We start from the raw sequence: 22,386 nt of genomic DNA, 5'->3' as shown, positions 1-22,386 counted from the left end.
CGCTGACGCCGGCCGCCCGGCGCGGCAGCGGGACAACGGGCGGCGGCGTCGGCCCGTGCGTCAGCCCGTGGGCGTGGGCATCGCCGTGGGCGCGGCCGTGCGGCGGGCGAGGGCGTCCGAGGCCCGGACCGTCATGGAGAGCGAGGCCACGAGCGTGAGCACCAGGACGGCGCCCAGGGCGAAGACGCTGCCGCTCCACACGGCGGCCGCGCTGCCCGCCTCGGTGCGGGCCGAGCCGCCGAGGAAGGGGACGACGGCGAGGACGGCCGTCCCCAGGGCGACCTCGCCCCAGACCACCTTCGGGAAGTGCCGCAGCGTCAGGTGCGTGAGCGAGGTCCGGTCGTCGTCGCGGCGGGCCTTGACGATGCGGGGCATGAGCCAGAACTGGTTGACGCCGCCGGCCGTGACCATGCCGAGGACCAGGAGGACCTTGACGAGGAGGAAGAGCCCGTAGGTCGTCGTCCACAGCTGGCTGACGGCCCCGACGTGCTTCCAGCCCATCCACAGCCCGGAGGTGAACACGGCGCCGACGCAGATCAGGGCGACGAGGGAGAAGCGCCGCCAGATGTCGGCCCAGAGCGCGCCGGCGTTCTCGCCCAGCCGGCCGCGGGAGGCGGAGAGCGCCGCGAGGAGCGCGAGGCCGCCGGTCCACACCACGCCGCTGATGATGTGGGCCTGACCGAAGACGAGGTCCAGGACCTTGTCCGCGTCCTTCGGCTCGATGGCCGGGACCGCCGCGATGAGGGTGATCGCGAGCGTCAGGGGCAGCGCGGTGAGGACCAGGGCGTCCGTGTGCCGGCGTGCCCTGGGGAGGAACAGGGCGATCAGGGCGGCCGCGGCGAGGAGCAGCGCGAGGTTCTGGACGAGGTAGAGCGTGCCCTGGGCGATCCACGCCCCCTTCCCGGCGGGCGCCGTGAGGAAGTCCGCGATCCTGCCCGGCGCGAGGGCGTCACCGAACGGCATGCCCTTGCCGGAGCGGGCCACCCGGGCGGCGAGCTGGAAGTAGCCCGCGACGAGCAGGACGACTCCGGCCCAGGCCAGGTAGCCGGCGGTTCTGTCTCTGGTCACCTCGGCGTCCTCGTGCGGGACATCGGTCCCCCGCAGGGCGGGGCGCACCGACGCGGCGTACGTCGCCGTCGCGCCGATGGTTGCGCAGAGGCCGGCGAAGTAGCCGCTCTTGGTGAGGACGCGCCACAGGGGAGGCGTGGTGTAGCCGGTCGAGGCAGCCAGGTGTATAAGATTCACAAAGGGCAGGCTAACCTAAGTTCCAGCGGTTTCCGGCAGGTGGGTTCAAGCCGTTGTCTGATGGGTCATCCGTATTCGTGCGGGGGCGGCAGTGTGTTCCGCGGCTGGATCGGTGTGGTGCGGTTTGGGCCGGAAACCTGCTGTCGAGAACGGATGTTCGGGCCGTAGTAATTGCTCCTGGCCTGACCGGCCGTCCATCACCCGAAGGAGTCACGACCCATGACCCGCCTCCGCACCACCGGCATGGCCCTGGCCGGCGCCGCAGCGATGTTCGCCCTGACCGCGGCCCCCGCCGAGGCGGCCCCCGGGGACGTCACGACCTCCTGCGCGAGCGTGGTCACGCCCACCGGCTACGTCGACGTGAGCTGGGGGTACAGCGCGAGCTGCGGCACGCAGAGCTTCAACCCGAACATCAAGCAGATCAAGCAGCTGACCGGCCTCCCCGTCGGCACGGTGGTCCAGGCCTGCGCCTCCACCTACCAGCCCGTCGGCTGGATCCAGACCGCCTCGTACTACAGCGGCAGCTGCGTCTACGCCGCGAACGGCGGCTTCAACAACAACGCGTGGACGTTGAAGCGCGTCTCCTGACCACCCACGCGCCGGCGCCCGCCCCCTCCCGTGACGGAGGGGGCGGGCGCCGATGCGCGGGGCGGGCGCGGAGCGGAGCGGCACCCGCTCCGCGCCGTCCCGGTCAGTCGCGGACGTCCGGGACCGGCTCCGCGCTGCTGCGCTGGAGCGCGGCCTTGGAACCGGCGGCCGGGCCGAGGGCCCAGTCGGACAGGGCCATGGAGTCGGCGTAGCGTTCCTCGTCGTTCAGCAGGACGCCGATGATCGTCTTGCCGTTGCGGTTCACCGAGAAGACGAGGCACTTGCCCGCCGCCGTGCCGGTGCCGGTCTTGACGCCGATCGCGCCCGGGTAGCCGTATCCGGTGGGGCGCGGTTGCACCAGGAGGTTGGTGTTGCTCCAGGTGCCGAGGGTGGAGGTGCCGCCGCTGCTGTACGACGTGGTCTTCACCAGGGTCTGGAACAGGGTGTTGGTCATCGCGTACCGGGTGAGCTTGGCGAGGTCGCGCGGGGTGGTGCGGTTGTTCCCGGTCGGTGAGATGCCGTCGAAGGTGTCGTAGAGGGTGTTGGTCATGCCCAGCGACTTCGCCTTGGCGTTCATCTTCGCGATGAAGTCCGCCTTGCGGGCGGCGATGGTGGAGCCCGAGCCGAACGTGTCCGCGAGCGCGTACGCCGCGTCGCAGCCCGAGGGCAGCATCATGGCGTACAGGAGCTGACGGACCGTCGGGGTCGCGCCCGCCCTGAGCTGGGCCGAACTCGCTCCTTCCCGGTAGACGTAATCGAGGTACTCCTGCTTGACGGTGACCCTCCGGTCGAGGTTCAGGCCGGGCAGGGTGGTCACCACCGCCGCCGTCATGATCTTCGTGGTGCTCGCCATCTGGCGCCTGGTGTCGGGGGCCTTGGAGGTGAGCGTGGCCCCGGAGGACGCGTCGAGGAGGAAGGCGCCTGCGGCGGTCAGGGGCGGCGAAGCGGCGGCGTGGGCCGGTACGGACACCGTGAGCAGGGCTCCGGCGACGACGGTGACGGCGAGTGCCCCGCGTGCGCGGCGGAGCAGATGTGTGATCAAGTCGGCCCCCGTGGTGGGAGAAGAGATGGAGGGGCGGAGCGCCGCTGCGCCCGCGCCCACCGGGAGGGTACGCAGTCGGACGCGGCCTTGGGCATACCGCTGCACCGGCGGATCCGGATCGGGCCCCCGCGGACGTCCGTTCGCCGAAAGGGCGACCGCTGTCCGCATGAACTTTCGGGATGTCCGAACCGGGGTGCCGGAAGCCCCCGTGCTCGACCGGTACTTCTGGTGCGTCGTGACGGTGGCTGCCCGGCAGCCGGTCCTGGAACCGAGGATGAGGGAACCGCACATGAAGAACCGACTCCTGCTCGCCGGATCCGCCGTGGTGGCGGGCGTCGGCCTGTGCGCCGCGACGGCCCCCGCCGCGGCGGCGCCGGCCCCGCTGGGCATCGGCGTGGCATGCGGTGACTCCGCGGGACTCGTCACCGCGGTCAACCGGGCGAACGCCCGGCCCGAAGGCGCCACGATCACCCTGGCGGAGAACTGCGCCTACCGCTTCGAGGACGGCTACGGGAACTCGGGTACCGCCCTGCCGGCCGTCACGGGCAAGATCTCCCTCATCGGCGAGCACACGACCCTGATCCGCTCCGTACGCGGGGGAGTCCCCCGCTTCCGGATCCTCGCGGTGAACGAGCGCGGCCGGCTCACCCTGAAGGGCGTCACCGTGACCGGGGGCCACGCCGACGGCGACGGCGGCGGCATCGCCAACGAGGGAACGCTGTGGGTGGAGAACAGCAAGGTCGTCGGCAACCGGGCCGGCGGGGACGGCGGAGGCATCTCCAACGAGGGCGGCGAGGTGACGCTCGTCCACAGCGAGGTGCTCACCAACGTGGCCACCTCCACCTCCACCGCCACTTCCGCATCGCCCGGATCCGGCCACGGCGGCGGCCTCGACAACGGCGGGACCGGCCTGCTCACGCTCAGGAAGAGCATCGTCGCGGGCAACACGGCCGACGGGGACGGCGGCGGCGTCCGGAACCGCGGCACGCTGATCGTCGAGTCCAGTCACTTCAAGCAGAACGAGGCCCGCGACGCCGGCGGCGCCATCGGCAACCAGGGCTCCGCCCGGATCGAGGACAGCAGGTTCCTGGAGAACCGTGCGGGCCTCGACGGCGGAGCCGTGGACAACGGCGCGATCGCGACGCTGGAAGTCCACGGGACGGCCTTCGTCGACAACAAGGCGGGCCGGGACGGCGGCGCCCTCGGCAACGAAGGCGCCGCGATGCTGGAGGAGAGCGAGGTCGAGGGGAACCAGGCCGGCCGGGACGGCGGAGGCATCCGCAACGTCCAGGAAGAGGGCTCCGTGTCCACCCGCCTGACGCTCGACCACACGAACGTCTCGGAGAACCGCGCCGCCCGCACCGGCGGCGGCACGCACAACTCGGCCGGGGCCGAAGTGGTCCTCACGGAGAGCGACATCACCGGCAACGCGCCGGCGAACTGCGCCGGCACGGTACCCGGCTGCTCCTGACGCCGGCCCGGGTGAACCGGCTGCTCCGGGCCGCCGGTCCGCCGGTCCGGGGCCGCCGTGCCCCGGCGCGGAACCGCGGGTTAACGTATCCCTTCATTCGAGGGGGACAGTGATGTCGCACAACACGGGGTGGGAACACCACCACCCGGGACAGCCCGCACCGCAGTGGGGAGGCGGCTGGATGCCGCCCCCGCCTCCGCCGCAACCGGGCGTCATACCCCTGCGGCCGCTCGGGATGGGCGACTTGCTCGGCGGAGGCTTCTCCGCCTTCCGCCGCTACTGGAAGCCCCTGACCGGGGTCATCCTCGGCGTACAGGGCATCGGGATCCTGCTGGTGGCCGCCGCGATCGGGCTCGCCGTCCTCGGCGCGGGCACCCGGTTCGACGCCGTCTTCGACCTCGGACCGGACGAGCGGCCCGCGGGCGCCGACGTGATGGCCCTGCTGGTGTACTTCGTACCGGCCGTGGTGCTCATGCTGGTCACCATGACGCTGGGCATGGGGATGATCGCCGCCCTGTGTCCCGCGCTGATCCAGGAGGCGGTGCTCGGCCGCCCCGCGACCTTCCGCGCGATGTGGCGGCGGTGCTGGTCCCGGCTGCCGTCCGTACTCGGCGTCGTCCTGCTCATCGGGCTGATCGCGGGCGGGCCGATCATCGTCCTCTACGCGGTCTGCTTCCCCCTGATCATCATGGGCGCGGACGGCTCAGGCCCACCGCCCGCCGTGTTCCTGTTGTTCCTGGGCGCGCTGCTCTGGACGCCCGTGTCGGTCTGGCTCACCATCCGGTTCAGCCTCGCGCCCGCCGTGGCCGTGTGCGAGGGGCTCGGCCCCGTCGCGGCGCTGCGCCGCTCCGCCCGCCTCGTCAGCGGCGGCTGGTGGCGCGTGTTCGGCATCTCGCTGCTCGCGTACCTCCTGGCGATGGTCGTCGGGTACATCATCCAGCTGCCGTTCACCCTGATCGGTATGTTCGCGCTGTTCCCGGCCATGTTGACGGCGGGCGACGAGGCCTCGGACTTCACCACGCTGATCGTCGGCATCGTCGTGTACGCGCTCTTCGTGCTGCTCGGCGTGGCGATCAGCGGGGTGTTCCAGTTCGGCTACCCCCAGCTGGTCCTGTCCCTGCTCTACGTGGACCAGCGGATGCGCAAGGAGAACCTCGCCGAGGGCCTCATCGCCTCGGCCCACGCCGCTCCGGCGCCCGGCCGGGGCTGACGCCGGGCACCGCCCCCGCCCGCCCGGAAGCACGGTCCCGGGCGGGCCGGTTCAGTCCTCCCCGTCGAAGCTCCAGGACTCGATGTCCCGGTAGTGGATCGGTCCCGGACCGCGCCCGATGTTGCTGCCGACCAGGTGCAGGCGTTCGGCCGGCCACGGGCGGCCGGTGAAACCGGTCAGCCCGGCGGCGGCCTCCACGGCGCAGGAGTGCGCGCCCCGCCGCGACCGGGCGAGCGTCAGATGGGGGCGCAGCGGCCGTTCCTGGAAGGCGATCCCGCACTCCCGGACCAGGGCCCGCACGTCGGTGGCGAGCCGGTGCAGTCCTTCGAGCTCCCCGTCGATCCCGGTCCACAGCACCCGCTCGTCGAAGTGACCGCTGCCGCGCAGGGCCAGCCGCAACGGCCGTCGGGCGGCCGCCAGCGCGGCGAGCGCCGGCCGCAGCGGCGGAACGGCCGCCACCGGGAGCTCTCCGAGGAACGCCAGCGTGATGTGCCAGTCCTCGATCCGGTTCCACCTCATGCGCGGGTGGGCGTGGTAGGCCGGACCCAGTTCCCGCTCCAGCTCTTCCTTCGCGTCGTCGGGCGGGGCGAGGGCGATGAACACGCGGACGGTCGGGGCCGGTCCCCGTCCGTCCGCCGGGGACTGCGTCGCGTGCTCGGGCGTTTCGGTCATCTTCTGTTCCGTACGTGCGGTGCGGCCGGGGCCGGTCAGCGCGGTGCCCCCGCGTCCCCACGCGGGGAGCCTACCGGGGCCCCCGGACCCCACACGTGCCGGGGCGGCCCGCCGGGGGAGCGGGACGGTGGCCGGGTCCCGCCGGTACCCCTTCCGTCCTCGGACGCCGACGGCTATTGCTTGACGCGACACGGCGGCGGGGGAGGACGGTGCACGATGACACGGCCGGCGAACACCAGCGGGAACGGCATGCGGCACGACGGAGGCGGAGGCGGAGGCCGGGAGACGGACCGGGAGACGGACCGGGCGGCGGCACCGGACGGGCCCGCGATGACGTCGTTCGACGAGATCTACGACCGGCCGGACCCGAGGGACTTCTTCCGCGGCCTCGGCCGCTGGCAGTACCGGACCCCGCACCACGCGCAGGACGTCTTCCGCCGCCTGACGGCCGCACGCCGACGGGCCGCGGCCTCCGGGCCCCTCGCCGTCCTGGACGTCTGCTGCTCCTACGGGATCAACGCGGCCCTCCTCAACCACGACCTGACCCTGGACGACCTCTACGCCCACTACACGTCGCCGCGGGCGGCCGCGCTCACCACCGCGGAACTGATCGAACGGGACCGGGCCTTCTACGCGGCCCGGCGCCGCCCCGACGCCGTGCCGGTGATCGGGCTCGACGCGGCCGCCGGTGCCATCGCCTACGCGTGCTCCGTCGGCCTCCTGGACGAGGGTTTCGCCGTGAACCTGGAAACGGAGCCGCCCGGCGCCCGCCTCCTGGCCGCCGTACGCCCGGTGGGGCTGATCACCGTCACCGGCGGTGCGAGCTTCCTGTCCCCCCGCACCTTCCGGCCGCTCCTCGGTGCCGCGCGGGAGGAGGTGTGGGTCGCCGCGTTCGTCCTGCGCACCGGCTCGTACCGGACCATCGCCGACGGGCTGGCACCCTTCGGGCTGATCACCGAGAAGGTGGCGGAACCCACCTACCCGCAACGCCTGTTCACGAGCGCCGCCGAGCAGCGGCACGCCGTCGACGCGGTGACCGCCCTCGGCGAAGACCCCCGCGGCAAGGAGGACGCCGGCTGGTTCCACACCGCCTTCCACCTCTCGCGCCCCTCACGGGACACCACGGCCGTCCCGCTGTCCACCTTCCTGCGCGACGTCTGACCCGGCGCCCGGCCCGCCGACGCCCCGGACGCACGATGGCATGATCGGCCCATGACCAGCGAAAGCGAACGGCGCGCCGGCCGCCGGACCCACGTCCTGTTCGATGTCGACGGCACACTGATCGACGCCCTGGACAACCAGCGCCGCGTCTGGGGGACGTGGGCGGAGCGCCACGGACTGGACCCCGACGAGGTCCACCGGGTCGCCCTGCGGACACGGCCCGTGGAGACCTTCGCGCAGGTCGCTCCGGACCGCGATCTGCGGGAGTGCCTGGCGGCCCTGCACGAACTGGAGGACGAGGACGTCCGGTCGGGCGTCTACGCGGCCTTCGACGGCGCGGCGGAGCTGCTGTCCCGCCTGCCGTCCGCTTCCTGGGCGTTGGTGACCTCGAACTACGAGCACCGGGTACGCGGTCGCTTCGCCCGGACCGGCCTGCCCGTCCCGGCCCTGATCGTGGACGCGGCCGCCGTGGAGGAGGGCAAACCCTCACCGGCCCCCTACCTCAGTGCCGCCGCCCGGCTGGGCGCCGACCCGCGGGACTGCCTGGTCGTCGAGGACGCCCCGTCGGGAGTGCTGGCGGGCCTGCGCGCCGGGATGACGGTGTGGGGCGTCAACACCCCGGCCGCGGTAGAGGGTGTGCACCGCCACTACCCGACCCTGCGCGAAGCCGTCCCCGACATCCTCGCGTTCGCCTCCGGAGCGTGCGGGGAGGCGCCGCGCCCCGCACGGTAGCCCGCCGGACCCGCCGGACCCGCCGGACCCGCCGGACCCGCCGGACCCGCCGGACCCGCCGGACCCGCCGGACCCGCCGGACCCGCCGGACCCGCCGGACCCGCCGGACCCGCCGCGCGGCGGCTCAGCCCGTGAAGAGGGCCGTGAGATGGGCGTCGAGGACGTCCTGGGCCGCCCGGGGGGTGAGGTGGCCGATCAGGACGTGGGCGGTGAGCCCGTCCGCCAGGGCGAGGAGGGTGCGGGCCTCGCGCCGCGGGTCCACGGGAACGGCGCGGGCGGAGCCCTCGACGGCCTCCGCGACGAGACCGGCGAAGGATTCCTCCAGCGCGGCGTAGCTCGCCTTCAGGGTGCCGGCCAGGGCCTCGCTGACCGCGGCCTGGGCGACGAAGGCGAGCCAGACCCGGGCCTCGGCGCGGTGTTCCTCCCGCAGCAGGGCGACCTCCGTGGCCGCGTGCCCCAGCGCGGTGGCGGCCGACTGGGCCGGGCTCCTGACGAGGCGGGCCCGCACGCGGCGTCCGATCCGCTCGCCGATGTGCCCGAGTGCGAACACGAGCATCTCCTCCTTGGTGCGGAAGCACCGCTGCACGGCGCCCATCGACACCTGTGCGCGGGCCGCGACGTCGCGCAGGGTCACGCCCTCCAGCCCGTGCTCGTCGGCGAGTTCACAGACGGCCTCGGCGACGATGCGGCGCCGGTCCGCGTGGTCCACCTGTCTGGGCATGTCCGCCGCCYTTCCGGGGAGGGGTCCTCTTCCACTCCGGACTTTATCCGATGCGATCGCATCGGTTCGCGGGTTAAGGTTCCGATACGCACGCATCGGAACGTGCGTGCCCACGTGAACGCGAAGGCCAACGGGAAAGGAGGCGTGCCATGCGGGACGCCCTGTGGAGGATGTCGGCCGGCGAGCAGGCGAAGGCGGTGCGCGACGGGGAGGTCTCGGCCCTCGAACTGGTCGACGGCCATCTGGAACGCATCGCCGAGGCCAACCCGAGGGTCAACGCCGTGACCCGAACCCTCGCGGACCGCGCCCGGGAGGCCGCCGAGCGGACGGACCGTCGCCGGGCCGCGGGCGAGGCGCTCGGGCCGCTCGCGGGCGTGCCGTTCACCGTGAAGGAGAGCACGCCGGTCGAAGGCGTACCGACCACCTTCGGCGTCGAGCGTTTCCGCGACCTCGTCGCCCCGGCCGACGCGATCCCCGTGGCGCGGCTGCGTGCGGCCGGCGCCGTCCCCATCGGGCACACCAACATCCCGACCCTGATCCTCGCCGGGATGCACACGCGCAGCGAACTGTTCGGGGACACGGTCAACCCCTGGGACCCCGCCCGGACCCCCGGCGGCAGCAGCGGGGGCGACGGGGTCGCCGTCGCCACCGGTATGGCGGCCCTCGGGCTCGGCAACGACTCCGGCGGATCGCTCCGCATCCCCGCCCAGTTCTGCGGGGTGGCCGCGCTGAAGCCGACCACCGGGCGCATCCCGGCCGACCGGCGCGTCCTCGGCCCGGACGACCCCGGCCCCGCGTCCCAGTTCCTGGTCACCGACGGCCCGCTGGCCCGCAGCGTCGCCGACCTGCGGCTGGCCTACGAGGTGCTGGCCGGCCCCGATCCGCGCGACCCGCAGGCGGTCCCCGTGCCCCTCTACGGGGAGCCGCTTCCCGGCCCCGTGAAGGTCGCGGTCGTCGCCGACCCGGGTGGACACGGTGTGCACCCCACGGTCCGCGCCGCCGTCGAGAGCGCGGCCGCCGCCCTGCGGGACGCCGGATACGACGTACGGGAGGTGCCGGACGTCCCCAGGCTGGACGAGGCCCTCGACGCGTACGGGCGGATCACCGTCACCGAGTTCGCCCCGGCCTGGCCGGTGGTGCGCGGGCTGCTGGGCGAGGGCGGGGACCGCTTCATCGCCATGGCGATGGAACGGACCCCGCCCGCGACCGCGGACGAGCTGGTGAAGCTGATGGGCACCTGGTTGGGCATCCGCCGCGCGTGGGCCGAATTCCTCGACGAACACCCCCTGTTGCTGGGACCGGTGTTCACCGAGCCGCCGGTCGAGCCGGGCCTGGAATCCCGTGACCGGGCCGGCCGGGACCGGGTGGCGACGGCCATGCGCCTGTGTACGGTGACCAGTTTCGTCGGCGTGCCGGCCGTGGCCGTCCCGACCGGGGTGACGGACGGGCTGCCGTGCGGAGTCCAGATCGTGGGGCGCGCGTTCCGCGAGGACCTGTGCCTGGCCGCGGCCGGGGCGATCGAGGAACGGCTCAGGGGCCTGACCCCGATCGATCCGCGCTAGGAAGCCCCGGCGGGGGCCGCGCTCCTACGGGTACCGGACCTGGCCGGGGCCGGTGCGGCCCGGACGCCCGTCCGTCGGGGAGGCCGTCGGGCCCCGGTGGGGCAGGCCGGTTCGCGAAGCCGGTCCGCCAGGGTGGCGAACGCGTGGTCGGACGTCCCGAAGAGGTCGGCGTCCGCCCGGAAGGTGACCGCGGTCCCGTGCCCGTCCGTCGCCTCCCGCCGGGCCGGCGGGGAGACGGGGACGCTTTCCCGACGGGTCCGGCGCCGGGCGGCCGCGGCCGGTCAGTACGGGAGGTCGACCGACACGTACGGGGCCAGCGCCCGCAGGAAGTCGGCCGCGTCGAACACGGCGCCCGCCGAGGCCACGCCCGTGGTCCGCGTCCGGCCGGTCAGGAGGCGCTGGACGGCCTCCACCGCCAACGGGGCGGTGACCGCGTAGATGTCCTGCCCTCGGGCCGTGGCCCGCCGCTCGACGCCATCCGCACGGACCAGCACGTCGACGGCGAAGAGCTGGTCCGAGCGCCCCAGCGCGTCCACCGCCTCGGGAGCGGGCGTGTCCGGTGCGGCCAGGTCCCCGGCCGCCTCGACGCTCATGTACGTGCGCACGTCCGGCACTTGAAGGTGGCTCGGCACGGTGACGACATCGGCCATCGTGAACTCCGCGATCACCGACCGCCGTCCGAGCGGCCCCGGGAAGTCCCAGTCCACCACCCGCGGCTCGTCGTCGTGGTACCGCAGCGCGCCGTCCGCAAAGCGCACCCGACGGCCCGCGCGGCGCTCGTGGGACACCGCGCCGGCCGCCCGCGTGCCCTCCGTGGGATGCCAGCTGCTCAACCCGTACGCCACGTGCACCTCGTCCGCCGCCGTCCGGTCACCCAGGGCCGCGGTCACCAGGAGGTCGCCCAGGCCGCCGTAGAACGCCATCGCCGGCACCACCGCCACCCCGGCCTTCCGGGCGGCCTCGGCGTGCTCGGCGAACGTGGCGGCGTTCGCCTCGATCTCCGCCGCCACGTCCACGTACGGGATCCCCGCGCGCAGCGCCGCCTCCACCACCGGGCCGGCCGTCACCGCGAACGGTCCGGCGCAGTTGACGACCGCCGCCGCACCCGCCAGAGCACGGTCCAGGGAATCCGAGTCGTCCACGGTGGCCGGCCGCACCACCACCCCGTCCCACTCGGCGGCCAGCTCCTCCAGGCGCGCCGCGTTCCGCCCCGAGACCACGGTGGCGACGCCGCGCCTCAGGAGTTCGGCCACGACGAAACGCCCCGTGTGCCCGGTCGCCCCGTACACCACCACTGCCGCCGCTGTACTCATGGTTCCCCCTGCTCTCGCTGTGCCGATGCGGTAAGTCTCGTCGCGGGGGTGGCCGGGGTGTGATGGTCCGGAACGACACCACCCGTACACTTTCGGACATGCCCACTGTCGCGCTGCTGGCCGCTGGTGACCTGCTCCACTTCGAACTGGGGGTGGCCTACGAGATCTTCGGGAATCCCCCGCGCGAGGCCACGGACGGCTGGTACGACGTACTGCTCTGCGGGCCGGGGCCGGTACGGGTCGGGCCCTTCCGGGTCGAGCCGGACCACGGGCTGGAGCGCCTGGCCGCCGCCGACACCGTGATCGTGCCCGCGTGCGCCGACATCGACGTACCGCCGTCGCCGGATCTGGTCGAGGCCGTACGCGCGGCCCATCAGGCGGGTGCCCGGGTGGCCTCCCTGTGCACGGGGGCTTTCCTGCTCGGCGCCGCCGGGCTGCTGGACGGCCGCCGGGCCACGACCCACTGGGCGCACGCCGCGGAGCTGAGCGCACGTCATCCCCGTGCCGTGGTCGACCCGGACGTGCTGTACACGGACAACGGCAGTGTCCTCACCGCGGCGGGGAAGGCTGCCGCCGTCGACCTCTGCCTGCACCTGGTCCACCTCGACCACGGCGCGCTCATCGCCAACTCCGTGGCCCGGCGCCTCGTCATGCCGCCCCACCGGCCCGGCGGGCAGGCCCAGTTCGTGGCCTCGCCGGTGCCGGTGAAGGGAGACCACGTGCTGGCGGGCCTGCTCGCCTGGGTCCTGGAGCGGCTGGACCGGCCGCTGACCGTGGCCGACATGGCCCGCAAGGCGAACACGAGCCCGCGCCACCTCGGCCGGCAGTTCCGGTCGGTGACCGGGCAGACGCCCCTGCAGTGGCTGCTGACTCAACGGGTACGGCGTGCGCAGGAGTTGCTGGAGGCCACCGCAATGAGCGTCGAGTCGGTCGCCCTCGCCACCGGGATGGGCACCGCGACCACGCTCCGCCGCCAGTTCAAACGCACCGTCGGAGTCCCGCCGGACACCTACCGCCGCTCGTTCCGCAGCGCCAACCCCGCGCAGACCTCATAGCCTCCCGTACGCCGTGCTTCATGTGAAATGGTGCAGAAGTGATGAGGTGATGAGAACGTCCCCAACGGTGGGCGTCCCGTGATGAGATGGTCCATCTCGGGTACCTCGCCCCGGGTCGGCACCCCGATTTCGTGACAGTGATCGTTGCTCTCTGGTGGGCGCCGGTTCCGACGTGTAGCGTCTGCGGCAGCTGTCGTGGTTCGCAGTACCTGCCCGCGCCCAGGCGTGGGCGCTTTGCTGTGCAGTGCAGGACCAGGGCGATCACCTCCGGGTCCGCGCGGTGCGGATCCGACATCGACTGAGAGGCACGGCCATGGCCAGCGGCATCGTGAAGTGGTTCAACTCCGAAAAGGGCTTCGGTTTCATCGCGCAGGACGGCGGCGGTCCGGACGTCTTCGCGCACTACTCCAACATCAACTCCACCGGCTACCGCGAGCTCCAGGAAGGCCAGGCCGTGACCTTCGACGTCACGCAGGGCCAGAAGGGCCCGCAGGCGGAGAACATCACCGTCGCCTGACCTCGGTCGCAGGCACACCCAGCCGCCCCGGAGCACCTGCTCCGGGGCGGTTTCGGTGCCGGGCCCTACCGGAGCCCGGTGACCGGCAGCTCCCGCAGGGCGCGGAACCTGAAGGTGCTGTGCCAGCGGAGCCGGTCCGGCCGGCAGGCCGGCCGCAGGCCGGGGAACCGGTCCAGGACCGCGCCCAGAGCCAGCGTGAGCTGCAGCCGGGCCAGGGGAGCCCCCAGGCAGTAGTGCATGCCCTGTCCGAGGGCGAGGTGGGCCTTGTCGGCGCGGTCGATGTCGAAGAGGTCCGGGTCGGGGTAGCGGTCCGGGTCGCGATGGGCGGAGGCCAGGGCGAACAGCACGGTGTCCCCGGCCGGGATCCGTACGCCGCCGATCTCCACCGGCTCCGTGGGGAACCGGCGGATCGCCGTCTGGTTGGGGCTCGTGTACCGCAGGAGTTCCTCGACCGCGTCCGCCATGCGCGCGGGTTCGGCCCGCAGCCGGGCCGACTGCTCGGGGTGGTCGAGGAGGGCGAGCACGCCGGCGCTGATGACGTGCTGGACGTTCTCGCTGCCCGCCCCCAGGATCAGGAAGGCGAGCGAGACGAGCTCCTCCTCGGTGAGCCGGTCCCCCTCGTCGCGGGCCGTGATGAGGTCCGAAAGCAGGTCGTCGCCGGGGCGGGCGCGCCGCACGGCGACGAGGTCGGCCAGGAAGCGGTGGACCTCGCCGATGGATCGGACCAGTTCCTCGCGGGAGCCCGGGGCGAGCATCGCGGAGATCCAGCCGGAGAACCGTTCCCGGTCGTCGGACGGGACGTCGAGCAGGGCGCCGATGACCCGCAGCGGCAGCGGGCGGGCGAACTCCGCCACCAGGTCGGCCTCGCCGCCGCCGTCGAGCAGCCCGGCGAGGTGCGCGGTCCGCTCGTCGACGGCGGCCCGGACGGTGTCGCGCAGCCGGTCCACGTGCCGGGGGGTGAAACCGTGGGCCACCAGCCGGCGCAGGCGCAGGTGGTCCTCGGGTCCGACGTTCAGCAGGTTGCCGTCGAGCGCCGGCGGCAGGGAGAAACCGCTGAAGCCCGTGGCCGAGTGCCTCTTGTCCACCGAGAGGCGCTGGTCGGACAGGCCCGCGCGGACGTCCGCCTCGCGGACCACCAGCCACGCCGCGGAGCCGTCGGGCAGCGCCACCCGGTGCACCGGTCCGGCGGCGCGCAGGGCCGCGTAGACGGCGTGGGGGTCGCGTGCGAAGGGTTCGCCGAACGGCTGCGGCAGGGTGACGTCTTGCGATATCCGCGTCATGCGCGTTCCTTACGTGCCCGGGGCGGCCGGCCGCGGCCGCCGGTCGGGGCCTCGGTCCGGATGATCATCTCCATCATCGACGACGCATCCTCCCGACCGTCTCCCGCGGGGCGGGGGAGGAGCGACGGGCCACCGGAACCCCTTCGCGCGCGGGCCGGGACGAAGGCGTACCCGGTGACGGCCGTCACGGTCCGGGCCCGGTGCGTGCCGCTGGAGTGGCCGATCGAGAACCGGCACCACCTCCCGCCCGGCGCCGGACGGCCGCCCGGCTACGCTGACGCCGTGGGCAGTGCGGGGGTGAGTCGTCGACGGGTGATGGGCGCCGGGTGCGGCGCGGTCGCGGCGGCGCTGGCCGGATGCTCCGGGGCGTCCGCCCCGGCGCGGCGGCTGCGGTTCGCCACCGGACCCGAGGGCGGCCCGTACAACGCGTTCGGGCAGGCCCTGGCGCGGGCGGTCGCGGCGTACGGCGACCGCGGGGGCGGCCCGCCGATCCTCCCCGTGACCACCGCGGCGAGCGTGGACAACCTGCGGCAACTGGACGAGGGCACCGTCGATCTGGCCCTCGCGATGGCCGACGTGGCCGAGGACGCCGTCCTCGGCCGCGAGTCGTTCCCCCGGCCGGTCACCGGCCTGACGGCGCTGGCCCGGGTCTACGTGAACTACACGCACCTGCTCGTACCGGCGGACGGCCAGGTGCGCGAGGCCGGAGCCCTCGCGGGGCGGCCGGTCGCGACCGGCGCCGCCGGGTCGGGGGCCCAGGTGGTGGCGGGCCGGATCCTGCGGGCCGCAGGTCCGGACGCGGCCGCCGCGGCACCGCTCGAACGTCCCCTGGGCCTGGCCGAGTCCGTACGCGCCCTGCGCGGCGGCGAGGTCGACGCGCTGTTCTGGTCCGGCGGCGTACCCACAGCGGCCCTGACCGGGCTGGCACACGAACTACCGCTCCGCTTCCTGCCGTTGGACGGCCACGTGGGGCCGCTCCGGGAACGCTACGGGCCCGTCTACACCGCCGTCACCCTTCCGGCCGGGGTGTACGGACTCACGGAGCCGGTGGGCACCATCGGGGTCGGAAACTACCTCCTGGCCCGCGACGACGTACCGCGCGACACCGTCGAGGCCCTGCTGCGCGTGGTGTTCGACCGGTGGCGGGACCTGCTGCGCGAGGTCACGGCCGGGGTACGGCTGGAGCCCCGGTTCGCGATCTCGACGGGCAAGGTGCCGCTCCACCCGGGCGCCGTCGCCTACTACCGTTCGGTGTACGGCTGACCGCTCACGGGGGCGGCAGCCGGAGCTCGACGGCCAGGCCGCGCGGCACGTTCGGGCCGGCCGTCAGCCGGCCGCCGCTGGTCCGGGCGAGCTCGTCAGCGATGGCCAGCCCCAATCCGCTGCCCCGCACGTTCTGGTGCTCCGGGGAACGCGTGAACCGGCGCAACAACGAGGGAAGTTGGTCAGGTGCCACGCCGGGGCCGTCGTCGGCGACGCGCACGACGGCGTCCCCCGCGGCGGACTGCCGGACGCTCACCTCGACGCGTCCGCCGCCGGGCACGAACTTCACGGCGTTGTCGAGGAGGGCGTCCAGTACCCGGCCCACCGTGTCCGGCAGGGCCCGCACCCCCAGGGTGTCCGGGAGGCCGTGCGCCGTCAGCTCCAGTCCGGCGTCGCGGAACACCGGATGCCAGGCCGCCACCCGGTCCCGCACCGCACGCGCGGCGTCCTGGTCGCGCAGCTCCGCCGTGCCGGACTCCACCCGGGCCAGGGCCAGCAGTCCGTCGAGCAGCTCTTCCAGGCGTTCCGCCTCGTCCAGGGCGCGCGCGTGCTCGGTGCGGCCGGGTCCGGGGGCGATGTACGGCTCGACGTTCTCCATCTGCAGTACCAGCGTGGCCAGGGGATTGCGCAGCTGGTGGGAGGCGTCGGCGACGAAGTCGCGCTGGCGGCCGAGGGAATCGGCCAGGGCCTGCGCCATCGTGTTGAAATGCCGCCTGAGGTGACGCAGTTCGGGCGGCCCGGTGTCGGACACCGCCCGGGCCTGGAGGCGGCCCGCGGTCAGCCTCCCCACCACCCGGTCGAGATCGCGGACCGGGCGCAGCAGCCAGCGCGCGATCCCGACCGCGACCAGGGCGGCCGCGGCGAAGGCGGCGAACGCCCCCGCGGCGATGAGGGACCAGCGGACCGTCACGTCCCGGCGGGCCGCTCCGGTGGGCAGCGTCATCAGCACGGCCCCGCTCACCCGCTCGTCGCGGCCCACCGGCTCGGCCACCACCACGGTCGCGGGCCCCCAGGGGCGGATGGCCGGCAGCCGGTCGGTGGACCGGCCGGTGAGCGCGCGGGCCAGGGCGTCCGCCGCCGGCGAGGGCGCCCGGCCGGAAGCACCCTCCGGGGAAGGGGCCGTACCGGCCCGCGCGACCGTCCCGCCGGCCGTGTCGACCACGGCCACCGAAGCTCCGTATAGCTGCGCGTACCGCTCGATCTCGTCGGACAGCTCGCGGCGGTCGGCGGCGGTGCGCATCCGTTCGGCGAGGTCCGCGAACCGTACGGCCTCCGAGCGGCGTTGCAGCAGCAGGTGTTCGGTCCGCCCGCGCGCGTAGGCGTCGGCGAGGGGCAGGCAGAGCAACAGGGTGGCCGCGCCCATGAGCACCAGCAGCACGGCGAGGAGCCGACGCCTCACCGGGCGCGGTCCGCCTCGCCGTGGGCCGCGTCGTGGGCCCCGTCGTCCGCCGGGCTCCACGCTTCGTCCCGCGGGCCGCCGTCGCCGTCGCCGCCGCCGGTGGCGGGGCGGCCGAGCCGGTACCCGTACCCGCGGACGGTGCGCACCAGCCCGGAGCGGCCGGTCTTGGCGCGGATGCCCGCCACGTGGACGTCCAGGGAGCGGGAGGCGCCGAGGAAGGCGTCCCCCCAGATCCGGTCCATGATCTCCTCGCGGGAGTGCACCTCGTCCGGGCGTACGGCCAGGAAGGCCAGGACGTCGAACTCGCGCCGGGTCAGCCGGACTTCGGCTCCCGCCACCGTCACCGTCCGGCCCGCCGGATCCACCTCGACGTCCCCGGCGCGCACGGGACGGTGGTGGTGGTCGCCGTGCCCGGCGTCGGCGTCCCGGCGGGCGGTGCGCCGGTCCGTGCGGCGGCGCACGGTGTCGATGCGCGCCATCAGCTCGGCCATCCGGAACGGTTTGACGACGTAGTCGTCGGCGCCGGCCCGCAGACCCTGCACGATGTCGCGCTCCTCGCAGCGCGCGGTCACCACGATCAGCGGGGCGTCGCAGACGGTGCGCAGCCGCCGCAGCAGTTCGAGCCCGTCCAGGTCGGGCAGGCCGAGGTCGAGCAGGACGAACTCGGCCTCGCGCAGGTGCAGCAGGGCGTCCAGGGCCCGGCCCACCCGGCGGACGGTGTGGCCGCGCTGGGAGAGGGCGGTGCCGAGGGCCTGGGCCATCCGGTCGTCGTCCTCGACGAGAAGCGCGTGCATGGCCGGTTCCCCTCACCCGATGACCCGTGCCGTGGCCGGGGACAGCAGCCTACGGGAGCGGCCGCCCCGGGTCACCGGCGCGCGTCAGCGTGCGGCCCCCACCGACGGGGCCCGGGAATCCCCGGTGCCCGGCCGGGCACCGCCATCGCCATCGCCATCGCCATCGCCATCGGCTTCGGCTTCGGCTTCGGCGCGGCTGAGTGCGGCATCGCGGGTGTCGGGCATCAGGAGGTAGGTCACCAGGGAGACCAGCGCGCACCCGGAGACGTACCAGAAGAACAGCTTCTCGTGGCCGCCGCTCTTGAACCACAGCGCCACGTACTCGGCCGTGCCGCCGAAGAGCGCGTTGGCGATGGCGTACGGCAGCGCCACACCGAGGGCCCGGACCCGGGTCGGGAACAGCTCCGCCTTGACCGCGGCGTTGATGGAGGTGTAGCCGGTGACGATCACCAGCGCCAGGAGGGACAGACCCAGGGCGGACCAGTACGAGGACGCCGACCCGAGGGCCGTCATGATCGGGTACGTGCCGAAGGTGCAGCCCACGGCGAAGGTGATCAGCAGGGGCCGCCGCCCGATCCGGTCGGACAGCATTCCGGCGAAGGGCTGCAGGGCCGCGAAGAGGGTGAGCGCGGTGAAGCTGACGAGGGTGGCGGTCGTCTTCGCCATGCCGGCGCTGCCGACCAGGTACTTGGTGAGGTACGTGGTGTACGTGTAGTAGGCCACGGTCCCGCCGAGGGTGAGTGCCATGACCAGTCCGGCCTGCCGCCGGTGCTGCCACAGGACCTTGAGGGTGCCCCGCGTGCTGTCGTCGCCGGCGTCGTCCCCCTGTGACGTCTGCTCGGTGAAGGCGTCGGTCTCCTGGAGACGCCGCCGGAGCCAGAAGACGACGACTGCGAACAAGGCGCCGAGGACGAAGGGGATCCGCCACCCCCAGCTCTCCAACTGGGCGGTGGTCAGCGTGTGCTGCATCGTGATGAGGATGCCCAGCCCGAGCAGCTGGCCGCAGGTCATCGACACGTACTGGAACGAGGAGCCCAGGCCGCGCCGGTTCCGGGCGGAGACCTCGGTGAGGTAGGTGGCGCTGGCGGCGTACTCGCCGCCGATGCTCATGCCCTGGAGCAGGCGCGCGAGCAGCAGCACCAGGGCACCGAAGTAGCCGGCCTGCCCGTAGGTCGGGGCGACGGCGATGAGCAGGGCGGCCACCGACATCATGGTGACGGTGAGCGTGAGCGCGCTCTTGCGCCCGCGCCGGTCGGCGGCGCGGCCGAGGATCCACCCGCCGACGGGGCGCATGAGGAAGCCGACGGCGAAGATCCCGGCCGTGTTCATCAGCTGCGTGGTCGGGTTGTCGCCGGGGAAGAAGGAGTCGGCGAAGTAGATCGCGAAGCTGGCGTAGACGAACCAGTCGTACCACTCCACGAGGTTGCCGAGCGAACCGCCGATCAGGGCCGTGCGCCGCTTCCTGCGGAGGTCGGCGCCCTGCGGCAGCGGCGGGGGCGGTGCGGGGACTGCGGTGGACGAGGGCATGACGCCTCCAGTCGGAGGTCCCCGGCAGGGGACGGGGGAGGGGCCCCGGCGGTGGGGAGTGCCCAGAGCATGCGTCCGCGGCCGCCCCCGTACAACGTCCGGCCCGCAGATCTAACGTGCCGCTAAGAAAGGACGGCACGGGACCGGCACATTCCGCGGGAGCAGACCCCCGGCCTCACATTTCGGGGGCCTGCGTCGTCGGACCTCCGAGACACCGACGACGGATCGACGAGGGGACCGGGCCATGGCCACACAGATGACGACAGGACGACGCGGCCTCCCGTTCGTGCGGACGGCGATCGCGCTGCAGACCTCGGCCATCTTCTTCCAGGCGGCCACCGCCGGGCTGTTGCTCGCCTCGTCGCACGGCGAGCTGCTGCACGGTGTCGGAGCGCGCGTGATGTACGGCGCGTCGATGCTGTACCTGCTCGCCGCCATCCTGGCCTGGCGGCCCGGCGGCGGCCCGTTGCGCCCCGTCCTGCACGCGTCCGGATTCCTCGTCCTGGCCTCGGTACAGGTGGTGCTCGGCATCGCGCACGTGCCGTCGGTCCATGTCCCCCTGGGAGCCCTGATGTTCGGCCTGAGCCTGCTGGACCTGGGCCGGGTCGTGACGGCCCGTCCGTAGGCGCCGCGCGGAATCGGGAGGATGCTGGTAACAGCGTTACCTTTGGGTTATGTTGTTACCCATGACCACGCTCTACCAGGACGCCCTCCGGGCCGGTCAGGAAGCCGCACGGACCGCCGTTCTCGACCGCGCCATCGGGCTGCTGGTCGAGGAGGGGACCGCCGCCCTGACCATCCGGCGGATCGCCACCGAGATCGGCACCTCGACCAAGGTCCTCTACACCATGTTCGGCGGAAAGGAGGGCCTGGCCGACGCCCTGTACCGGGAGGGCTTCGCACGGCTGCGCCGAGCCCAGGAACACGTCCCGCCGACCGACGACCCGTTGGCCCACCTGGACAACCTCGGCAGGGCCTACCGGGAGCACGCGCTGGCCGAACCGGCCTACTACCGCGTCATGTTCGAACGGGCCATCCCCCACTACACCCCCGGTGCCGAGGCCCTGGCCGTCGCCGGGACCGCCTTCGACGCCTCGGCCGCGGCCGTCGCCGCCTGCATCGACTCCGGGGTGTTCCGGCCGGACGGTGACGCCCACGAGATCTCGAAGCTGTTCTGGGCCGCCGCGCACGGCGCGGTGAGCCTCGAACTCGCCGGCCACTTCCCGCCCGACACCGCTGCCCGCCGCTACACCACCCTCATGGCCGCGCTCGGCCAGGCCTTCCTGGCCCCGCCGGCCCCGTCCACCGACCCGGAACGGACCCCTTGATGACACCCCCGACGACACGTACGACGACGCGTACGACGACCAACCGCTACCTCTCGGGGAACTTCGCACCCGTCACCGAGGAGACCACGGCCCACGACCTGCCCGTCACCGGCCGGATACCCGACCACCTCAGCGGCCGCTACCTGCGCACCGGCCCCAACCCGCTGGGCATCGAGGACGCCGCCGCCCACCTGTGGACCCTCGGCGAAGGCATGGTCCACGGCGTCCGCATCCGCGACGGCCGCGCCGAGTGGTACCGCAACCGCTGGGTCCGCTCCGCCTCCGTCGCCGACCGGCTCGGCGAACCGCGCCGCGGCGCCCCCGTCGACCCGCGGACGGACTTCGCCCCGAACGTCCAGGTGGCGGGCCTCGCCGGCCGCACGTTCGCGCTCATCGAGGGGGGCTTACGCCCGTACGAACTCACCTACGACCTGGACACGCTCGGCCCCTGCGACCTCGGCGCGACCCCCGAGGGCTACAACGCCAACGCCCACTCCCTCTTCGACCCCCGCACCCGCGAGCTCCACTCACTCGCCTTCCGCTACGGCTCCGAACACGTCCAGCACATCGTGATGGACGACACCGGCACCGTGCTGCGCGCCACCACCGTGCACACCCCCGGCAGCCCCTACATGCACGACTTCGCGCTCACCGACCGCCACGTGATCCTCTTCGACGCCCCGGTGGTCTTCAGCGCGGCCCACCTCGCCACCGGGGTCCCCTTCGTCTGGGACGACACCCATCCGGCGCGCGTCGGCGTGATGCCCCGCGCGGGCGGCCCGGTGCGCTGGTTCCCCGTGACCCCGAGCCTGGTCGGCCACACCCTCAACGCCTACGAGAACGGCACGGACGTCGTCGTCGACCTCGTCCGCCACCCCGAGGGCTTCGACATCCGCGACGTCGGCACCAGCCGCCCCACCCTCTACCGCTGGACCATCGACCTCGCCGCCGGGAAGGTCCGCGAGGAGCGGCTGGACGACCGCACCCAGGAGTTCCCCCGCGTCAACTCCCGCTTCACCGGGCTCCCGTACCGGTACGGCTACGCCGCCGCGGTCGAGCTGTACGCACCGCCGGCCGGCCCCGGAGACCAGCGCCCCGACGCGGGCTTCAGCAACGCGCTCCTCAAACACGACCTGTCCCGCGGCACCACCGAGGCGCACGAGTTCGGACGCTTCGCCGCGGTCGGCGAAGGAGTGTTCGTCCCCGCAGAGACGCCCGAGGCCGAGGACGACGGTTACGTGATGGCGTACGTCCACAGCCCGGAGCGCGGCGCCGCCGATCTGGTCATCCTCTCCGCACGGGACTTCACCGGGGAACCGCTCGCCCGCATCCACCTGCCCGTACGCGTCCCCCTCGGCCTCCACGGAAACTGGGTCCCGGACGAGGACCCGGACGAGGACCCGGACGCGCGGCCCGCCGCCCGGACGCCGGGGGCCGTGCGCGGCTGACCCAAAGGGCGGGCTCCCCGGCGCGGACTCCAGAACTGCCACGCGGCCCCCGGCCGGG

The 22,386-nt window shown here is 73.7% G+C and carries 21 protein-coding genes; 12 read left to right on the top strand and 9 right to left on the bottom strand.

Annotated elements, in window-relative coordinates:
- Positions 1 to 60: 60 nt before the first annotated feature.
- Entirely contained in the window at positions 61 to 1,245 is a 1,185-nt protein-coding gene (locus AB4039_RS23535; RefSeq protein WP_442271745.1) for a CopD family protein, read from the bottom strand.
- Positions 1,246 to 1,464: 219 nt separating this feature from the next.
- Here AB4039_RS23535 and AB4039_RS23530 point away from each other — a divergent pair, with 219 nt between their 5' ends.
- Positions 1,465 to 1,833 carry a hypothetical protein gene (locus tag AB4039_RS23530; RefSeq protein WP_266844859.1) on the top strand — a complete coding sequence of 123 codons (369 nt, stop codon included), beginning with the start codon at positions 1,465 to 1,467 and terminating at the stop codon, positions 1,831 to 1,833.
- 103 nt (positions 1,834 to 1,936) lie between these two features.
- On the opposite strand, the gene AB4039_RS23525 is transcribed toward AB4039_RS23530, so the two are convergent.
- A complete protein-coding gene (locus AB4039_RS23525) occupies positions 1,937 to 2,875 on the bottom strand; it encodes a serine hydrolase (RefSeq protein ID WP_266844858.1) in 939 nt (312 codons plus the stop codon).
- Between the two features lie 289 nt (positions 2,876 to 3,164).
- On the opposite strand from AB4039_RS23525, the gene AB4039_RS23520 reads away from it, so the two are divergent.
- Both AB4039_RS23520 and AB4039_RS23515 read left to right on the top strand, forming a co-directional pair.
- Complete coding sequence (locus tag AB4039_RS23520) at positions 3,165 to 4,346, top strand: hypothetical protein (protein WP_266844856.1); 1,182 nt, start codon at positions 3,165 to 3,167, stop codon at positions 4,344 to 4,346.
- A gap of 112 nt (positions 4,347 to 4,458) precedes the next feature.
- The gene (locus tag AB4039_RS23515; protein ID WP_266844855.1) at positions 4,459 to 5,556 is read left to right on the top strand and encodes a hypothetical protein; all 1,098 of its coding nucleotides are present in this window, start codon (positions 4,459 to 4,461) and stop codon (positions 5,554 to 5,556) included.
- Positions 5,557 to 5,607: 51 nt separating this feature from the next.
- Here AB4039_RS23515 and thpR read toward each other — a convergent pair whose 3' ends face one another.
- Positions 5,608 to 6,228 carry an RNA 2',3'-cyclic phosphodiesterase gene (thpR, locus tag AB4039_RS23510; protein WP_266844853.1) on the bottom strand — a complete coding sequence of 207 codons (621 nt, stop codon included), beginning with the start codon at positions 6,226 to 6,228 and terminating at the stop codon, positions 5,608 to 5,610.
- Between the two features lie 216 nt (positions 6,229 to 6,444).
- On the opposite strand from thpR, the gene AB4039_RS23505 reads away from it, so the two are divergent.
- Complete coding sequence (locus AB4039_RS23505) at positions 6,445 to 7,389, top strand: hypothetical protein (protein ID WP_442271744.1); 945 nt, start codon at positions 6,445 to 6,447, stop codon at positions 7,387 to 7,389.
- Positions 7,390 to 7,440: 51 nt separating this feature from the next.
- Positions 7,441 to 8,121 (top strand): HAD-IA family hydrolase, encoded by a 681-nt coding sequence (locus AB4039_RS23500; protein ID WP_442271743.1) that lies wholly within the window; start codon positions 7,441 to 7,443, stop codon positions 8,119 to 8,121.
- A 124-nt stretch (positions 8,122 to 8,245) separates the two neighbouring features.
- Here AB4039_RS23500 and AB4039_RS23495 read toward each other — a convergent pair whose 3' ends face one another.
- Positions 8,246 to 8,842 carry a TetR/AcrR family transcriptional regulator gene (locus AB4039_RS23495; protein WP_266844849.1) on the bottom strand — a complete coding sequence of 199 codons (597 nt, stop codon included), beginning with the start codon at positions 8,840 to 8,842 and terminating at the stop codon, positions 8,246 to 8,248.
- 149 nt (positions 8,843 to 8,991) lie between these two features.
- Between AB4039_RS23495 and AB4039_RS23490 the strand changes: the two genes are divergently transcribed.
- On the top strand, positions 8,992 to 10,404 hold the full coding sequence (locus AB4039_RS23490) for an amidase (RefSeq protein WP_442271742.1): 1,413 nt from the start codon (positions 8,992 to 8,994) through the stop codon (positions 10,402 to 10,404).
- 281 nt (positions 10,405 to 10,685) lie between these two features.
- On the opposite strand, the gene AB4039_RS23485 is transcribed toward AB4039_RS23490, so the two are convergent.
- Positions 10,686 to 11,717, bottom strand: coding sequence for a saccharopine dehydrogenase family protein (locus AB4039_RS23485; protein WP_442271741.1), 1,032 nt, complete (start codon positions 11,715 to 11,717; stop codon positions 10,686 to 10,688).
- A 98-nt stretch (positions 11,718 to 11,815) separates the two neighbouring features.
- Here AB4039_RS23485 and AB4039_RS23480 point away from each other — a divergent pair, with 98 nt between their 5' ends.
- Together AB4039_RS23480 and AB4039_RS23475 are read left to right on the top strand one after the other, a co-directional pair.
- Entirely contained in the window at positions 11,816 to 12,772 is a 957-nt protein-coding gene (locus AB4039_RS23480; RefSeq protein WP_266844845.1) for a helix-turn-helix domain-containing protein, read from the top strand.
- A 313-nt stretch (positions 12,773 to 13,085) separates the two neighbouring features.
- A complete protein-coding gene (locus AB4039_RS23475) occupies positions 13,086 to 13,289 on the top strand; it encodes a cold-shock protein (protein ID WP_030230186.1) in 204 nt (67 codons plus the stop codon).
- 65 nt (positions 13,290 to 13,354) lie between these two features.
- On the opposite strand, the gene AB4039_RS23470 is transcribed toward AB4039_RS23475, so the two are convergent.
- Positions 13,355 to 14,569, bottom strand: coding sequence for a cytochrome P450 family protein (locus AB4039_RS23470; protein ID WP_442271740.1), 1,215 nt, complete (start codon positions 14,567 to 14,569; stop codon positions 13,355 to 13,357).
- A gap of 174 nt (positions 14,570 to 14,743) precedes the next feature.
- On the opposite strand from AB4039_RS23470, the gene AB4039_RS23465 reads away from it, so the two are divergent.
- The gene (locus AB4039_RS23465) at positions 14,744 to 15,832 is read left to right on the top strand and encodes a TAXI family TRAP transporter solute-binding subunit (protein WP_442271739.1); all 1,089 of its coding nucleotides are present in this window, start codon (positions 14,744 to 14,746) and stop codon (positions 15,830 to 15,832) included.
- A gap of 4 nt (positions 15,833 to 15,836) precedes the next feature.
- Here AB4039_RS23465 and AB4039_RS23460 read toward each other — a convergent pair whose 3' ends face one another.
- From AB4039_RS23460 to AB4039_RS23450, 3 genes are all read right to left on the bottom strand, one after another.
- Entirely contained in the window at positions 15,837 to 17,231 is a 1,395-nt protein-coding gene (locus tag AB4039_RS23460) for a HAMP domain-containing sensor histidine kinase (protein WP_442271738.1), read from the bottom strand.
- Positions 17,228 to 18,025: a response regulator transcription factor gene (locus AB4039_RS23455; protein WP_442271737.1), complete on the bottom strand. Its 798-nt coding sequence runs from the start codon at positions 18,023 to 18,025 to the stop codon at positions 17,228 to 17,230. The genes AB4039_RS23460 and AB4039_RS23455 overlap by 4 nt, the downstream gene beginning before the upstream one ends.
- An 84-nt stretch (positions 18,026 to 18,109) precedes the next feature.
- On the bottom strand, positions 18,110 to 19,552 hold the full coding sequence (locus AB4039_RS23450; protein WP_442271736.1) for an MFS transporter: 1,443 nt from the start codon (positions 19,550 to 19,552) through the stop codon (positions 18,110 to 18,112).
- 244 nt (positions 19,553 to 19,796) lie between these two features.
- Between AB4039_RS23450 and AB4039_RS23445 the strand changes: the two genes are divergently transcribed.
- The 3 genes from AB4039_RS23445 (at position 19,797) to AB4039_RS23435 (ending at position 22,328) form a co-directional block, all read left to right on the top strand.
- Complete coding sequence (locus AB4039_RS23445) at positions 19,797 to 20,177, top strand: hypothetical protein (protein WP_442271735.1); 381 nt, start codon at positions 19,797 to 19,799, stop codon at positions 20,175 to 20,177.
- A gap of 61 nt (positions 20,178 to 20,238) precedes the next feature.
- Positions 20,239 to 20,880, top strand: coding sequence for a TetR/AcrR family transcriptional regulator (locus tag AB4039_RS23440; RefSeq protein ID WP_266844834.1), 642 nt, complete (start codon positions 20,239 to 20,241; stop codon positions 20,878 to 20,880).
- Positions 20,880 to 22,328 (top strand): carotenoid oxygenase family protein, encoded by a 1,449-nt coding sequence (locus AB4039_RS23435; RefSeq protein WP_266844833.1) that lies wholly within the window; start codon positions 20,880 to 20,882, stop codon positions 22,326 to 22,328. Before AB4039_RS23440 ends, AB4039_RS23435 begins: the two co-directional genes overlap by 1 nt.
- The last annotated feature ends 58 nt before the right edge of the window (positions 22,329 to 22,386 follow it).

This window comes from Streptomyces sp. M-16 (assembly GCF_052114405.1).
In the GTDB taxonomy this organism is placed as follows: domain Bacteria; phylum Actinomycetota; class Actinomycetes; order Streptomycetales; family Streptomycetaceae; genus Streptomyces.
This window is presented reverse-complemented; position numbering and strand designations above follow the sequence as displayed.

Excerpts from the sequence above, each read along its gene's own strand:
- AB4039_RS23530 (WP_266844859.1), top strand. The coding sequence starts at position 1,465 with ATGACCCGCCTCCGCACCACCGGCATGGCCCTGGCCGGCGCCGCAGCG.
- AB4039_RS23520 (WP_266844856.1), top strand. The coding sequence starts at position 3,165 with ATGAAGAACCGACTCCTGCTCGCCGGATCCGCCGTGGTGGCGGGCGTC.
- AB4039_RS23515 (WP_266844855.1), top strand. The coding sequence starts at position 4,459 with ATGTCGCACAACACGGGGTGGGAACACCACCACCCGGGACAGCCCGCA.
- thpR (WP_266844853.1), bottom strand. The coding sequence starts at position 6,228 with ATGACCGAAACGCCCGAGCACGCGACGCAGTCCCCGGCGGACGGACGG.
- AB4039_RS23505 (WP_442271744.1), top strand. The coding sequence starts at position 6,445 with ATGACACGGCCGGCGAACACCAGCGGGAACGGCATGCGGCACGACGGA.
- AB4039_RS23500 (WP_442271743.1), top strand. The coding sequence starts at position 7,441 with ATGACCAGCGAAAGCGAACGGCGCGCCGGCCGCCGGACCCACGTCCTG.
- AB4039_RS23495 (WP_266844849.1), bottom strand. The coding sequence starts at position 8,842 with ATGCCCAGACAGGTGGACCACGCGGACCGGCGCCGCATCGTCGCCGAG.
- AB4039_RS23490 (WP_442271742.1), top strand. The coding sequence starts at position 8,992 with ATGCGGGACGCCCTGTGGAGGATGTCGGCCGGCGAGCAGGCGAAGGCG.
- AB4039_RS23485 (WP_442271741.1), bottom strand. The coding sequence starts at position 11,717 with ATGAGTACAGCGGCGGCAGTGGTGGTGTACGGGGCGACCGGGCACACG.
- AB4039_RS23480 (WP_266844845.1), top strand. The coding sequence starts at position 11,816 with ATGCCCACTGTCGCGCTGCTGGCCGCTGGTGACCTGCTCCACTTCGAA.
- AB4039_RS23475 (WP_030230186.1), top strand. The coding sequence starts at position 13,086 with ATGGCCAGCGGCATCGTGAAGTGGTTCAACTCCGAAAAGGGCTTCGGT.
- AB4039_RS23470 (WP_442271740.1), bottom strand. The coding sequence starts at position 14,569 with ATGACGCGGATATCGCAAGACGTCACCCTGCCGCAGCCGTTCGGCGAA.
- AB4039_RS23455 (WP_442271737.1), bottom strand. The coding sequence starts at position 18,025 with ATGCACGCGCTTCTCGTCGAGGACGACGACCGGATGGCCCAGGCCCTC.
- AB4039_RS23450 (WP_442271736.1), bottom strand. The coding sequence starts at position 19,552 with ATGCCCTCGTCCACCGCAGTCCCCGCACCGCCCCCGCCGCTGCCGCAG.
- AB4039_RS23445 (WP_442271735.1), top strand. The coding sequence starts at position 19,797 with ATGGCCACACAGATGACGACAGGACGACGCGGCCTCCCGTTCGTGCGG.
- AB4039_RS23440 (WP_266844834.1), top strand. The coding sequence starts at position 20,239 with ATGACCACGCTCTACCAGGACGCCCTCCGGGCCGGTCAGGAAGCCGCA.
- AB4039_RS23435 (WP_266844833.1), top strand. The coding sequence starts at position 20,880 with ATGACACCCCCGACGACACGTACGACGACGCGTACGACGACCAACCGC.